Source organism: Micromonospora sp. 4G55, from assembly GCF_016803375.1.
On record NZ_JAEVHN010000109.1, the window covers coordinates 1 to 13,391 of the forward strand.

Here is a 13,391-nt window from a genome sequence, read left to right on the forward strand (position 1 = left end):
GCTGCCGGAGACCGCCCCGCTGACCGTCGAGCGCTACGAGCTGCCCCACCTGCGGGCGGTCAACTTCGTGGTGCGGGGGCTGCTCGGGCAGGGCGTGGCCGCCTCCACGCGGTTCGACCCGCAGGCCAAGGCGCTCGGGGAGCTGCTGCGCTGCCGGGTCGTCGACCTGCCCGCGGACCGGCCGGCGGGGTCACCGGAACGAGTCGGGGAGGCCGGCGCATGAGCATCGTGGACACCCCGGAACGGCGGCAGCTGCGCGAGCTGACCCGGGCCTTCGTCACCCGGGAGGTGCTGCCGCACCTGGCCGACTGGGAGCGGGCCGGCGAGGTGCCGCGCGAGCTGCACGCCACCGCCGCGAAGATCGGCCTGCTCGGCATCGGCTTCCCCGAATCGGTCGGCGGCAGCGGCGGCGACCTGCTCGACTCGATCGTCGTCACCGAGGAGATCATCCGCTCCGGCGGCTCGTCCGGGCTGATCGCGGCCCTCTTCACGCACGGCATCGCGCTGCCGCACATGGTCGCCGCCGCCGGCGGCCAGAGCGGCGGCCTGCTCCGCGGCCGGCTCGGCGGCGGCCAGCTCCGCGGCGACGACGACCTGGTCGACCGGTACGTGCGGCCCACCCTGGCCGGGACGATGATCGGCGCGCTGGCGATCACCGAGCCGGACGGCGGCTCGGACGTCGCCGCGATCCGCACCACCGCCCGCCGGGACGGCGACCACTACGTGGTGAACGGCTCGAAGACCTACATCACCAGCGGGGTGCGGGCCGACTTCGTGACCACCGCGGTCTGCACCGACTTCCCGGGCAGCGGGGAGCTCAGCCTGCTGGTCATCGACAAGGGCACGCCCGGCTTCACCGTCGGGCGCCGGCTGGAGAAGCTGGGCTGGCACTGCTCGGACACCGCCGAACTGTCCTTCGTCGACGTCCGGGTGCCGGTGACCAACCGGATCGGCGAGGAGAACACCGGCTTCCTCGCGATCATGCAGCACTTCGCCGCGGAGCGGCTCTCGCTGGCCACCCAGGCGTACGCGACCGCGCAGCGCTGCGTCGAGCTGGCCACCCGCTGGTGCCGGGACCGGTCCACCTTCGGCCGCCCGCTGGCCAGCCGGCAACTGGTCCGGCACCGGCTCGCCGAGATGCACACCCGCGCCGAGGCGGCCCGGGCGTACGTGCACGAGGTGGCCGCCCGGGTCGCGGCGGGCGAGCCGGTGGTGACCGAGGTGGCGATGGCGAAGAACGTCGCGGTGGCCGCCTGCGACCAGGTGGTCGACCAGGCGCTGCAACTGCACGGCGGCTTCGGCTACCTGCGCGACGCCGAGGTGGAGCGGCACTACCGGGACGCCCGGATCCTCGGCATCGGCGGCGGCACCACCGAGATCATGAACGAGATCATCGCGAAGGGCATGGGCCTGTGAGCACACTGGACAGCACGCTCGACCCCTCCTCGCCGACCTACCGGGCCAACCGGGAGGCCCTGCTGGAACGCCTCGCCGAGCTGGACGCCGCGCTGGACCGGGCCCGGGCCGGCGGTGGCGAGAAGTACGTGACCCGGCACCACGCGCGCGGCAAGCTGCTCCCCCGGGAGCGGATCGAGCTGCTGCTCGACCCGGACAGCCCGTTCCTGGAGCTGTCCCCGGTGGCGGCGTACGGCACCGACTTCCCGGTCGGGGCCAGCGTGGTGACCGGCATCGGCGTGGTCGAGGGCGTGGAGTGCCTGGTCGTCGCCAACGACCCGACGGTACGCGGCGGAGCGGTCAACCCCTGGTCGCTGGCGAAGACCCGCCGGGCCGGCGAGATCGCCCTGGCCAACCGGCTGCCGATGGTCAACCTGGTCGAGTCGGCGGGGGCGGACCTGCCCACCCAGGCGGAGATCTTCATCCCGGGCGGCCGGGTGTTCCGCGACCTGACCCGGCTCTCCGCGGCGAAGATCCCCACGGTCAGCGTGGTCTTCGGCAACGCCACCGCGGGCGGCGCGTACGTGCCCGGGATGTCCGACCACGTCATCATGATCCGGGACCGGTCGCAGGTGTACCTGGCCGGTCCGCCGCTGGTGAAGATGGCCACCGGCGAGGTCACCGACGACGAGTCGCTGGGCGGGGCGGCGATGCACGCCAGCACGTCCGGGCTGGCCGATTTCCTGGCCGAGGACGAGCGGGACGGCATCCGGCTGGCCCGGCAGTGCGTGCGCCGGCTCAACTGGCGCAAGCAGGGCCCGCCGCCGCGCAACCCAATCCCCCAGCTCCCCAAGTACGACCCAGAGGAGCTGCTCGGCATCGCCAGCGCCGACCTCAAGGTGCCGTTCGACCCCCGGGAGGTGCTGGCCCGGGTGCTCGACGGCAGTGAGTTCGACGAGTTCAAGCCGGCCTACGGCACGGCGCTGGTCACCGGCTGGGGTGAGCTGCACGGGTACCCGGTCGGGGTGCTGGCCAACGCCCGGGGCGTGCTGTTCAGCGCGGAGGCGCAGAAGGCTGCCCAGTTCATCCAGCTCGCCAACGCCGCCGACACCCCGCTGGTCTTCCTCCAGAACACCACCGGCTACATGGTCGGCACCGAGTACGAGCAGCGCGGCATCATCAAGCACGGCGCGTTGATGATCAACGCGGTCTCGAACTCGACCGTGCCGCACCTGACGGTCAACCTGGGCGCCTCCTACGGCGCCGGCAACTACGGCATGTGCGGCCGGGCGTACGAGCCGCGGTTCCTGTTCACCTGGCCGAACGCGAAGTCGGCGGTGATGGGGCCGGCGCAGCTCGCCGGGGTGCTCTCCATAGTCGCCCGGCAGGCCGCCGCCGCCCGGGGGCGCGACTACGACGAGGAGTCCGACGCGGCGATGCGGATGATGGTCGAGCAGCAGATCGAGTCCCAATCCGGCGCACTCTTCCTCTCCGGCCGGCTCTACGACGACGGGGTGATCGACCCCCGGGACACCCGTACCGTCCTCGGGCTCTGCCTGTCGGCGATCCACAACGGACCGGTGAAGGGCGCCGACGGCTTCGGCGTCTTCCGGATGTGAGGGGCACACTCATGATCACCCGACTGCTGGTCGCCAACCGGGGCGAGATCGCCCGCCGGGTCTTCGCCACCTGCCGCGCGCTCGGCATCGAGACGGTCGCCGTGCACTCCGACGCCGACGCCGACGCGCCGTTCGTAGCCGAGGCCGACCACGCGGTGCGGCTGCCGGGGAACACCCCGGCCGAGACGTACCTGCGGATCGAGAAGATATTGGACGCGGCCCGGCGGACCGGCGCGGACGCCGTCCACCCGGGCTACGGCTTCCTCGCCGAGAACGCCGAGTTCGCCGCGGCGGTGACCGACGCGGGGCTGACCTGGGTCGGCCCGCCGGCCAAGGCGATCGCCGCGATGGGCGACAAGATGGAGGCGAAGGCACTGCTCGCCGAGGCGGGCGTGCCGATGCTGCCGACCTGGACCGACCCCGACCAGATCACCGACTTCCCGGTGCTGGTCAAGGCGTCCGCCGGCGGCGGCGGGCGGGGCATGCGCGTGGTCCGCGACGCCGTCGACCTCGCCGAGGCCGTCGCCTCCGCGCGCCGCGAGGCGGCCGCCGCCTTCGGCGACGGCACGGTCTTCGTCGAGCGGTACGTGGAGCGCGGCCGGCACGTCGAGGTGCAGATCTTCGGCGACACCCACGGCACCGTGGTCGCCCTCGGCGAGCGGGACTGCTCGATCCAGCGCCGGCACCAGAAGATCGTCGAGGAGGCCCCGGCCGTCGTCGGGCCGCAGCTGCGGCAGCGGCTGCACGAGGCGGCGGTGGCCGCCGGCCGGGCCGTCGACTACGTCGGCGCGGGCACGGTGGAGTTCCTGCTCGCCCCGACCGGCGAGTTCTACTTCCTGGAGATGAACACCCGGCTCCAGGTGGAGCACCCGGTCACCGAGGCGGTCACCGGGCTGGACCTGGTCCGGCTGCAACTGCTGGTCGCCGAGGGCGAGCCGCTGCCGGTGGCGACGACCCCGCCGACCGACGGCCATGCGATCGAGGTACGCCTCTGTGCGGAGGACCCGGCCCAGGGCTTCCGTCCCGCGACCGGCACCCTGCACCGGTTCGCCGTTTCGGGGGTGACCGGGGCGTTCACCCCGACGAAGGGGCTGCGACTGGACTCCGGCGTGACGGACGGCTCGACGGTGGGCGTGCACTACGACTCGATGCTGGCCAAGCTGGTCGCCTGGGCGCCGACCCGGGCGGAGGCGGTCCGGGCGCTGGCGGGTGCGCTGGCCCGGGCCGAGTTCCACGGCGTCGCCACCAACCGGGACCTGCTGGTCCGGGTGCTGCGCAGCGCCGAGTTCGCGGCGGCCGAGGCGGACACCGGCTTCCTGGACCGGCACCCCGAGGTCTTCGCCCCGCTGCTCCCGCCGACCGGTCGCCGCTGGCGGCGCTGGCCGCCGCGCTCGCCTCGGCCGCCGCCCGCCGCGCCGAGGCGGGCGTACTCGCCGGGCTTCCCTCCGGTTGGCGGAACGTGCCGGCATTCCCGCAGTTCACCCGCCACGCCGGGCCGGACGGCGGCGAGATCGAGGTGCGCTACCGCCTGGACCGGACGGGCGGGCTCGCCGAGTGGTCCACCACGCCACCGTTCCGGTCCGCCGATCCCGGCCCGGCCGGCACGGCCGACGCCGCCCCGGCAGCGGACGGAAGTGCCGCGACCGGCGACGAGCCGACGGGCGGCGCCGGATCGCGGCCCGCCGCACCGGTGGTGACCCTGGTCGAGGCCGCCCCCGAACGGGTCGTGCTCGACGTGGACGGCGTGCGCCGGGCGTTCCGCGTACACCGGGTGGGGTCGGCGGTCTTCGTGGACTGCCCGGACGGGGCGACGAGCCTGACCGAGCTGCCCCGGTTCCCGCTGCCCACCACGGAACTGGCGGCCGGGTCGCTGCTGGCGCCGCTGCCCGGCGCGGTGAGCCGGGTGCACGTGGCGGTCGGTCAGCGGGTCGCCGCCGGCGACCTGCTGCTGACCCTGGAAGCGATGAAGCTCGAACACCCCGTGCTCGCCCCGACCGACGGCGTGGTCGCCGAACTGCCGGTGCCGGCCGGCGGCCAGGTCGACACCGGCGCCGTGCTGGCCGTTATCGACAACTCCAGCTCGGCGCGTCTGACGCCGCGCCGCGACCTGGAGCCGTCGAACCCCGAGGAGGACCCGCGATGAACTTCGACCTCACCCCCGAGCAGGACCAGCTCCGCGACGCCGTCCGCGCGCTGGGCCGCAGGTACGGTCACTCCTACTTCGTAGCGAAAGCGAAGTCGGGGGAACACACCACCGAGCTGTGGAGCGAGGCCGGCCGGCTGGGCTACCTCGGCGTCAACATCCCCACCGAGTACGGCGGCGGGGGCGGCGGCATCACCGAACTGGCCCTCGTCTGCGAGGAGCTGGCGGCGGCCGGTTGCCCGCTGCTGCTGCTGGTGGTCTCCCCGGCCATCGCCGCCACGGTGATCAACAAGCACGGCACCGACGAGCAGCGCAAGCGCCACCTGCCCGGCCTGGCCGACGGCACCCAGAAGATCGTCTTCGCGATCACCGAGCCGGAGGCCGGCTCGAACTTCCACCGGCTCGGCACGATGGCCCGCCGTGACGGCGACGACTGGCTGCTCTCCGGCCGCAAGTGCTACATCTCCGGGGTCGACGAGGCGCAGTACGTACTGGTCGTGGCCCGTGTCGCCGTCGGAGACGGCCAGTCCGGTTCAGCGGACGCGTCTCCTCAGAAGCTCAAGCCGGCGCTGTTCATCGTGCCGACCGACGCGCCGGGGCTGACCCGCTCCAAACTGGACATGGAGATCCTCTCCCCGGAGAACCAGTTCCTGCTCTACCTCGACGACGTGCGGCTGCCCGCCGACGCGCTGGTCGGCGAGTCCCTGGACGCCGGGCTGCCGGCGCTGTTCGCCGGGCTCAACCCGGAGCGGATCACCGTCGCCGCGATGGGCGCCGGCACCGGCCGGTACGCGATCGAGCGGGCCAGCGAGTACACCGCCACCCGCAAGGTCTGGGGCGGCCGGAGCATCGGCTCGCACCAGGGCGTGGCGCACCCCCTCGCGCACGCGGCGGTGCAGGTCGAACTGGCCCGATTGATGATCCACAAGGCGGCCACCCTGTACGACGCCGGCCGCGACCTGGAGGCCGGCATCTCCGGCAACATGGCCAAGTACGCCGCCGGCGAGGCCGCCGCGCTGGCCGTGGACACCGCCGTGCAGGCCCTCGGCGGGGCCGGCATGACCACCGAGTACGGCGTGGCCACCCTGCTCGGCGCGGTACGCGCCGGCCGGATCGCCCCGGTCAGCCGGGAGATGATCCTCAACTTCGTCGCCCAGCACGTCCTCGGCCAGGACAAGTCCTACTGAGCCCGCTCGACTCCCCGGCCGGGCGCTCCCGTCAGAGTCCCCGGCCCGGGCGGTCAGCGGTGACGGAGACCGAGGTCGGTGGTCCAGCCGTCGTAGCGGTAGAGCCCATTCAGGTGGTCCGGAAGGACATCCAGGGCCTGCGGCAGGGTCAAGCCGATGGAGACGTGCCGGTGCAGCACGTGGGAGCCCTCGCCACGCCGGCCCATCGGCACGTCCAGGTGCGCCTCGATCACCGACTCCACCCGGCACGCCTCGGCGGACGGCTCCAGGCGCACCCTGAGGTACAGCTCGTTGGTGCGCACCTCCGCCGCCTCGAAGACCATCCGCACCTCCTGGAACATCTCGAACCGCGCCGGTTCGTCGCCCCAGCCGACGTCCAGGCGGCCGGAGCACAGGACTTCGCCGGGCCAGTCGTACCCGAGCCAGACGCCGTCGATGACGAACCACTCCAGGTCCCGGCGGCAGGTCCGCATCGCCGTCAGCAGCGCCATGACGGCCTGCTCGGCGGAGAGTGGATCAGTCATCGTGGCGAACCGTACCGAAAGGGTGACCGGACCGACAGCGTGATCCGACGACTCCCCACTGTCACGATCAGCGGTGACAGACCACAGGGGAGGGTGTCATGGACAGAAGAGCCGTACTCAGAGGGCTCGCCGGCGCGGCGGTGGCCGCGCCCGCCGCCGGGCCGGCCGAGGCCGCGACCCACTACGTGATGGCGACCGAGCAGGCCAGCGGTCGGATCCTCAGGTTCAACCCGGCCGCCTGGAGCAGCGGCACGGTGCTGTGGAAGGCGCCGAGCACCACCGGTACGTGGACGAACCTCTCGGACGTCAAGCGGCGGGGCACCGCGAACTGGGGCAACGTCATGCTGGTGACGTCCTCCGGGGTGGGCGACTACCTGGGCCGGGCCGCGATGATCGACGAGAGTGCGATCAGCTCCTCGCGGACCGGGGGGGATCGTCTGGCAGGCGGCCGTGGACGGCAACCCGCACTCGATCGAGCGGATCGAGGGCAAGGGGGCGATCGTGGTGGCCACCTCCAAGGGGCCGACCGGCTCGGCCAGCGGCGGCGGCCTGCACCTGTTCGTGCCGTCGACCAACGGCGGCAAGCCGGGCACCCGGGCCGTCAAGTTCTACGGCTTCCCCGGCGCGCACGGAGTCATCTACAACCAGAACGGCTTCGTCATCGCCGTGGGCACCGGTGAGGTCCGCCTCTACGGGATCACCGGCAACGGGTCCAGCACCCGGTTGTCGTACCGGACGAAGCTGACCTTCAGCGACGGCGCGGGCCGGGCGAAGGTCGGGCACGACATCCTGCCCGACCACGACGGCGGCGGCTACTTCTTCACCTCGTCGTACAACGTGCGCTCGCTGCAACTGGTGTACGCCGGCAACAGCTGGCAGTTCACCTCCAGCCAGGTCAGCGGGGCCGACCACGTCAAGGCGTACACCCGGCTGCCGAACGGGGTGCGGACCTGGGTGGTGCCGGGCTCCGGCGAGGGTGACTGGAGCCGCACCATCCACTTCAGCTCCGGCAACCACAGCAAGAGCGGCGCCCGCTTCTACCGGGTGCGGTACTACACCACCGCGTTCGGCTGATCGGCCGCGCCCGGGGCCGGCGGGGCGACGCCGGGCCCGGGCGCCGGGCGGGCCCTCGCACTTCTGGTGGGGCGGCTCAGCGCACGGCGCGGCAGGCGGCGTCGATGCGGTGCACCGGGCGGACCCGCCGGCCCGTCCCCTCCAGCAGCGAGTCCTCGACGTGGAAGTCGCGGATGCGCAGCCGGTGCCGGGGCAGTTCCTCCTCGCTGGGGCAGAGCACCTGGGCGCGCACCTGGTCCACCGGCACGTAGCGGACACCGCCGCGCTCCTGGAGCAGGACCACGTTCACGTCGTCCACGGTCACCACGTGCCCCCGGACGTCCTCGGTGACGCCGGGCGTCGACTCCACGGTGGTGACGGTGAGCGGCAGCACCGGCGTGCTGATCACCGGCAGCGCGGCCCAGACCAGCATGGCGAGCACGGCCGCCTCGGTCAGCGAGGCCAGTGGCCGGATCACCGCCGCCGGCAGCGGACCGGTGACGCCGAGCGCGAGCAGCGGCGGCGCGACGAGCAACAGCAGGGCCAGCAACTCCTCCTGCCGCCAGGCGTCCCGCAGGGTCGGCGCGAGCAGCCAGGCGTACCCGACGAACAGGGCGGCGAGCAGCAGCAGCCGGGGGGGCGACCTGCTCGTGCAACCGGGCCGGGGTGAGCTGGAAGGCGGCGACGAACGCCGGGATCAGCAGCGGCAGGTAGAGCAGCTGCCAGGTGACCAGGGCGAGCAGGAAGCTGGCGACCACGAACCAGGCCGGGGTGATGTCGACCCAACGGGCGAAGAGCGGTCGGCGGATCCCGGCCGGCATCCGCTCCACGCTCACCCGGAGCACCGCGCCGAGCGCGAAGACCGCGACCAGGCCGGTGGAGAGCAGGCGGGCGGCCGTGGTGAGGAAGCCGGCCAGCAGGTTCACCGGGCCGACGTTCGCCACCAGGAGCAGGGTGGTCTGGAGTTCGCCGCCGGCCTCGACGCCGAGCCGGAGCACGGAGAAGATCGCCGGTACGCCGACCACGGCCGTCCAGAACGACTGGCTGGCCCGGGCCCGCCGCTCGGCCGGGTCGCTCCCCTCCCGCGCCGGCCCGGCGGGGCCCACGTCACGCTGGGCGGGCACCGCCGGGGCGCTCACCGCCGGGGGGCCTTGTCGTCGAAGTCGACCAGCTTGGGTACGTCCAACGGCTGCGGCTGCGACTTCGGCGCCTTCATCCAGGGCCCCAGCGTCCGGTTGTACGCGGTCAGCCAGGGACTGCTGATCCCGCTGCGCCCCTGCTGGTAGCTCTTGTCGAGGAAGAAGGCGACGAGGTCGCGCAGGGCCGGATCGCCGATCGGCACCCCGATGCCGAGCGTCTCACTGGTGCCGAACGGCATGTCGACGATCTCGAACTCGGTCGGGTACTGGGAGAGGAAGCCGGCGAGGATGGTCTCGTCGGAGCTGACCGCGTCGTACCGCCCCTCGCGGATGCCGTTGACGCAGTCGCCGACCCGCTTCACCACCAGCGCCTTGACCTGGTGTTTCTCCAGCTCTGCCTCGGTGGTCGAGCCGCCACTGGTACAGACCTTGTACGCCGGGTCGCGGAGGTCCTCGATGGTGCGGATCTTGTCCTTCAACCGGTTCGGGACCATCACCTCCTGGGTGGTGACGAAGTACGGCCCGGCGAAGGCGACCTGCTTCTTGCGCTCCTCGGTGATCGAGAAGCTGGAGACCACCAGGTCGACCACGCCGCCCTGAAGGGCCGGGATGCGGTCCTCGGTGGCCAGCGAGACGAAGTCGATCCGCTGGTCGCCCTCGTAACCCAGCGAGGCGGCGATGTACCGGGCGATCTCGACGTCGAAGCGACGTAGGTGCCGTTGCGCAGCTCGCCCATCAGCGGCTCGGTGGCCGCCACCCCGACCCTGATCTTCGGCTGGCCGTCGATGTGCGACTCGCGCAACTTGTCCAGCACCGAGGGGAGCGGCGGATCCTGCCGGTTGTCGCAACCGGCCGCGGCGGCCAGCGTCAGGGTCAGCGCCACGGCCAGCGTGGTCGCGACCGAGCGGAACCTCGGGGAGGAGCTGTCTTTCATCGAACTACCTCGCTGACGGACACGGCCTGCGGGACACCGACAGTAGCGGTTTCCCACCACTTCGGTGGTCATTGGATCGGCGTGGAAAGTGACCGGGGTACGACAGGCGACCCGAGCGCCCGCCGTACCCCGGCGTCCTTCAGTGCACCGTCAGGGCAGCGTCAGCGTCCCCACGGCGGGCCGCGGCGCGACGACCGGCGGGAGCCGCTTCGGCTCGCCCCGGGCCGGCTCGCCCTCGGCGGCCAGCGCGCTCTTCGGCGCGGCGGCCCGCGACGTCTCCGGCTCGGCCGGCACCTCGACGAAGGGCTGCACGTCACCGGTGCAGAGGGTGCCCTTCTTCGGCAACGTGCCCTTGAGTAGGTAGGCGTCGACGGCGCCGGTCACGCAGGCGGACGTCCCGTAGGCGGTGTGCCCCCAGCTGTCGCTGCTGAGCAGCCGGCTGTTCGGCAGCAGCTTCGCCGAGCTGACCGCCGCGTCGTAGTTGGTGGCCGGGTCCCAGTAGTTTCCGACGACCAGCACCGGGGCGCTGGTCTTCCGGTTGAACGGACCGGTGTAGGCGTCCTCGTCGCGCACCGTCCAGGTGTCCCGGGCGCACGGCGCGGCGCTCCAGCCCCAGGCCCGCCCGAAGTACGGGGCCCGCTTGTCCTCCTTGGCCGTCAGCGCCGGCCAGGCACCCGCGTTCGTCGGGTGGTACGCGTCGGTGCAGTCGACACCGAGGAACGTCTCCAGCCCGTTGTTGTACGGGAAGTCGTACCGGCGCTGCTGCCGGGCCTGCTCGGCGCGCTTGGCGACGGCCGTGCGGGCCTGCGCCAGGCGGGCCGCGGTGGCCGATCCCGGATCGGTGAGCACCAGCAGGTCGGCGGTGATCGAGGCGATGTCGGCGTAGCCGTACGGGCTGTAGAGGGAGCTGAGGCTGGCCCCGACGAAGTCGGCGTAGCTCACGGTGAACGACTCACCGTCCGGATCCTCGATCACCACCGGCTTCTTGCGCAGCCGCTGCGCCACCAGCTCGTACGAGGCGACCGGGTCGCCGGCCGCCAGCGGGCACGCCCGCTCGCCGGCCTTGTCGCAGCGGAGCAGGATCTCGTGCAGCGCCTTGTACGCGCCGTCGGCGCTGCGCAGCCGGGTCTCCTGGAGGTCGCCGCGGGCCTTGCCCTGGCCGACCCAGGCGTTCGGGTCGAGCACCCCGTCGACGACCAGCGCGCGGAACCGGTCCGGGAACATGTTGGCGTAGTACTGGCCGAGCGCGGTGCCGTAGCTGAAGCCGAGGTAGCTGAGCTTCTTGTCGCCCACCGCCCGGCGCAGCACCTCCATGTCCCGGGCGACCTCGGCGGTGGACATCGCCCCGGTCAGCGGCTTGCCGGTGGTGGAGCAGGCCTTGCCGACCGCCTTCGACGAGTCGATGTACGCCTTCTCCTCGGCCTTCGTCCACGGGAACGCCACGTTCAGCCCGGCGTACGCCCTGGTCTGGTCCTTGACCGACGGGAAGCACTTGACGTTGTCACTGGCGGCGACGCCGCGCGGGTCGACGCGACGATGTCGAAGCGGTCCAGCAGCTCGTCGGAGAGGAAGTACGGCGCGGCGAGCGCGATGTCCGTGCCCGAGCCGCCGGGGCCGCCCGGGTTGAGGAAGAGGCTGCGATCCGGGCCTGCTTGTCGCGGGCCTTGACCCGGAGCAGCGCGATCTCGGTGGTGGCCCCCTTGGGCTGGTCGTAGTCCAGCGGCAACCGGGTGGTCGCGCACTCGGCGTAGCCGTAGCAGGCGTACCAGTCGAGCTTGGGCGTGGGCACGCGGTCGACCCGCCGGGCCTCGGCGGGACTGGTGCGGTCCGATGTGGTGGGTCGACCCCAGCCGGTGGTGACGGGCGACGCGGTTGCGGGCGCGACCGCCGATCCGGCGAGGAAGAGGCCGGCGATTCCTGCCGCGGCCAGGGACCGGGAAATACGTGGCATGTGCTGCCTTCCGGTGGAGGACGGGGTACGTCGAGGTGACCCTCGACCTCCGTCACCCTAGGGGCGGCGGACAATGAGCGCGGCCCGGCAAAACACCACCAAAGAGACCAATTATCCGGACGATGTAACGAAATCTTCATTGTCGACGCTGTTTGGCATCCTTCCGCCACTCAGGAGCCGACCCTCGCGAACCAGTCCGGCTCCGGCCCGGAGGTCGGCCCGCCCGATTCCGGCGGCACATGGTCGTCGACCACCCGCCAACCGGCGGCGTCCTCCCGCAGCAGCAGGAAAGCGTCGATCTCGCTGTACGGCGCGCCGACGGCGTACCCGGTGCCGGCGTCCACAGTGCCCTTCTCCAGCGAGCAGACGGCCCGCGGGTCCGGCCGGGCGCTGGCGCAGTCACCGACGTACCGGTGGTCGCCACCGTAGGTGGCGGTCACGTAGCGGGACAGGGCCTCGGGGAGAGACACCCTCGCCGCTGGCGGCGAGGGTGCGGCGGCGGAGGTGGTGACCAGCACGGAGGGGCGGGCCTCCTCCGGCGACGACCCGGACCCGCAGGCGCCGAGCGGGCCCGACACCAGCAGTGCGACGACGATCCGGGACGTCCGGCGCATCGGCGTTCCCCCTTCGGACGAAGTGATCGGATCATCGCACCGGGTGGCCGGCGACCCACCGGTGCGCGGATTGACAGCGCGTCCCGCCCGGAGATGCTTGTCGGGTGGGACGAATCCTCAGGCCGGACCCCCGCGCCGTGGCGGCGGTGGCGTCGCTCGCCGCCGTCGCGGTGCTGGTGACCCTGCTCGTGCGGCACCCCGCCAACATCCTGACGGTGGGGCTGGCGCTGCTCTGCGTGCTGCTGGCCACGGTCGCCGGCACCGCCGTGGCCGCCCTGCGCGAGCAGCCCTCGACGACGGGCGGCACCCCGCCGGGGCCGCCGGACGCTGGCCCCCCGGTGCTCGACGCGGACACCCTCGACGCCTTGGACAGCGCGGCCGTCCGCGCGAAACTGGAGGAGCTGGACGACCTCAGGGACCGATGAGGGTGGGCGAGGCGAGCGCGTCCACGCCCTTGCCGGCCAGGCAGCGGTAGGTCCGGCCGGTGTCCGTGCCGCTCGGCGGCAGGATCTCCAGATTCCAGCCGGTGGGATAGGCCAGCCCGCTGGTGAGCCGGAAGGTCCGCGCGTTGCAGACCCGGCGGACGGCCGGGTCCGCGCTGACCGCCGCGTGGCCCGCGCCGACCAGTGCGGGAGGCAGCTCACCCTCCACATAGGCCTCCCAGGTGTGCCGGCCGTCGCAGGACACCTGCGGCGCCACGGCCCGGTCGCCGCGCAACCGCACCGGGCCGAAGCACTCCAGCCCCGACGCGCAGTGCGCCCCCGGGCGGCAGGGTCAACGTGGACGAGCCGGCGACGCAGCCCGGCAGCGAGCCCCACGCGGCCGGCGAGGT

The 13,391-nt window shown here is 72.8% G+C and carries 13 protein-coding genes and 2 pseudogenes; 7 read left to right on the top strand and 8 right to left on the bottom strand.

The genetic code is table 11. The annotated features are described in order from the left end of the window. The 5 genes and pseudogenes from JNW89_RS12170 to JNW89_RS12190 all read left to right on the top strand — a co-directional run. A pseudogene (locus JNW89_RS12170) lies at positions 1-223 on the top strand (hypothetical protein); the annotation flags it as partial. Then, positions 220-1,416: an acyl-CoA dehydrogenase family protein gene (locus tag JNW89_RS12175; RefSeq protein ID WP_238449003.1), complete on the top strand. Its 1,197-nt coding sequence runs from the start codon at positions 220-222 to the stop codon at positions 1,414-1,416. The pseudogene JNW89_RS12170 and the gene JNW89_RS12175, both read left to right, overlap by 4 nt. Beyond that, positions 1,413-3,014, top strand: coding sequence for a carboxyl transferase domain-containing protein (locus JNW89_RS12180; protein ID WP_238449004.1), 1,602 nt, complete (start codon positions 1,413-1,415; stop codon positions 3,012-3,014). The genes JNW89_RS12175 and JNW89_RS12180 overlap by 4 nt, the downstream gene beginning before the upstream one ends. An 11-nt stretch (positions 3,015-3,025) precedes the next feature. Next, positions 3,026-5,157: pseudogene (locus JNW89_RS12185) on the top strand (biotin carboxylase N-terminal domain-containing protein). After that, positions 5,154-6,344: an acyl-CoA dehydrogenase family protein gene (locus JNW89_RS12190; protein ID WP_238449005.1), complete on the top strand. Its 1,191-nt coding sequence runs from the start codon at positions 5,154-5,156 to the stop codon at positions 6,342-6,344. Before JNW89_RS12185 ends, JNW89_RS12190 begins: the two are co-directional and overlap by 4 nt. A 53-nt stretch (positions 6,345-6,397) precedes the next feature. On the opposite strand, the gene JNW89_RS12195 is transcribed toward JNW89_RS12190, so the two are convergent. Together JNW89_RS12195 and JNW89_RS12200 are read right to left on the bottom strand one after the other, a co-directional pair. Next, positions 6,398-6,868 carry a hypothetical protein gene (locus JNW89_RS12195; RefSeq protein WP_238449006.1) on the bottom strand — a complete coding sequence of 157 codons (471 nt, stop codon included), beginning with the start codon at positions 6,866-6,868 and terminating at the stop codon, positions 6,398-6,400. A gap of 181 nt (positions 6,869-7,049) precedes the next feature. Continuing rightward, entirely contained in the window at positions 7,050-7,211 is a 162-nt protein-coding gene (locus tag JNW89_RS12200) for a hypothetical protein (RefSeq protein WP_238449007.1), read from the bottom strand. A gap of 107 nt (positions 7,212-7,318) precedes the next feature. Here JNW89_RS12200 and JNW89_RS12205 point away from each other — a divergent pair, with 107 nt between their 5' ends. Next, entirely contained in the window at positions 7,319-7,942 is a 624-nt protein-coding gene (locus tag JNW89_RS12205) for a hypothetical protein (RefSeq protein ID WP_238449008.1), read from the top strand. Between the two features lie 76 nt (positions 7,943-8,018). Here the strand turns inward: JNW89_RS12205 and JNW89_RS12210 are convergent, their stop codons facing one another. The 5 genes from JNW89_RS12210 to JNW89_RS12225 all read right to left on the bottom strand — a co-directional run bounded on the left by JNW89_RS12210 (position 8,019) and on the right by JNW89_RS12225 (position 12,559). Beyond that, positions 8,019-8,471, bottom strand: a complete 453-nt coding sequence (locus tag JNW89_RS12210; protein ID WP_238449009.1) for a hypothetical protein — start codon at positions 8,469-8,471, stop codon at positions 8,019-8,021. Positions 8,472-9,056: 585 nt separating this feature from the next. Beyond that, positions 9,057-9,908 carry a transporter substrate-binding domain-containing protein gene (locus tag JNW89_RS12215; protein ID WP_238449010.1) on the bottom strand — a complete coding sequence of 284 codons (852 nt, stop codon included), beginning with the start codon at positions 9,906-9,908 and terminating at the stop codon, positions 9,057-9,059. Positions 9,909-10,144: 236 nt separating this feature from the next. Then, positions 10,145-11,437: an alpha/beta hydrolase gene (locus JNW89_RS37585; protein ID WP_375155083.1), complete on the bottom strand. Its 1,293-nt coding sequence runs from the start codon at positions 11,435-11,437 to the stop codon at positions 10,145-10,147. A gap of 58 nt (positions 11,438-11,495) precedes the next feature. Beyond that, positions 11,496-11,945, bottom strand: a complete 450-nt coding sequence (locus JNW89_RS37595) for a hypothetical protein (protein WP_306344849.1) — start codon at positions 11,943-11,945, stop codon at positions 11,496-11,498. 170 nt (positions 11,946-12,115) lie between these two features. After that, positions 12,116-12,559, bottom strand: a complete 444-nt coding sequence (locus JNW89_RS12225) for a hypothetical protein (protein ID WP_238449011.1) — start codon at positions 12,557-12,559, stop codon at positions 12,116-12,118. Between the two features lie 104 nt (positions 12,560-12,663). Here JNW89_RS12225 and JNW89_RS12230 point away from each other — a divergent pair, with 104 nt between their 5' ends. Further along, positions 12,664-12,984 carry a hypothetical protein gene (locus tag JNW89_RS12230; protein WP_238449012.1) on the top strand — a complete coding sequence of 107 codons (321 nt, stop codon included), beginning with the start codon at positions 12,664-12,666 and terminating at the stop codon, positions 12,982-12,984. Here the strand turns inward: JNW89_RS12230 and JNW89_RS12235 are convergent. Next, positions 12,971-13,282 carry a hypothetical protein gene (locus JNW89_RS12235; protein WP_375155084.1) on the bottom strand — a complete coding sequence of 104 codons (312 nt, stop codon included), beginning with the start codon at positions 13,280-13,282 and terminating at the stop codon, positions 12,971-12,973. The two genes, JNW89_RS12230 and JNW89_RS12235, sit on opposite strands and share 14 nt — an antisense overlap. Positions 13,283-13,391: the final 109 nt, after the last annotated feature.

What these genes read in the sequence shown, in the direction of transcription:
- JNW89_RS37595 (WP_306344849.1), bottom strand. Translation starts at nt 11,945, where the DNA reads ATGCCACGTATTTCCCGGTCCCTGGCCGCGGCAGGAATCGCCGGCCTC.
- JNW89_RS12175 (WP_238449003.1), top strand. Translation starts at nt 220, where the DNA reads ATGAGCATCGTGGACACCCCGGAACGGCGGCAGCTGCGCGAGCTGACC.
- JNW89_RS12190 (WP_238449005.1), top strand. Translation starts at nt 5,154, where the DNA reads ATGAACTTCGACCTCACCCCCGAGCAGGACCAGCTCCGCGACGCCGTC.
- JNW89_RS12225 (WP_238449011.1), bottom strand. Translation starts at nt 12,559, where the DNA reads ATGCGCCGGACGTCCCGGATCGTCGTCGCACTGCTGGTGTCGGGCCCG.
- JNW89_RS12195 (WP_238449006.1), bottom strand. Translation starts at nt 6,868, where the DNA reads ATGACTGATCCACTCTCCGCCGAGCAGGCCGTCATGGCGCTGCTGACG.
- JNW89_RS12200 (WP_238449007.1), bottom strand. Translation starts at nt 7,211, where the DNA reads ATGACGTTGCCCCAGTTCGCGGTGCCCCGCCGCTTGACGTCCGAGAGG.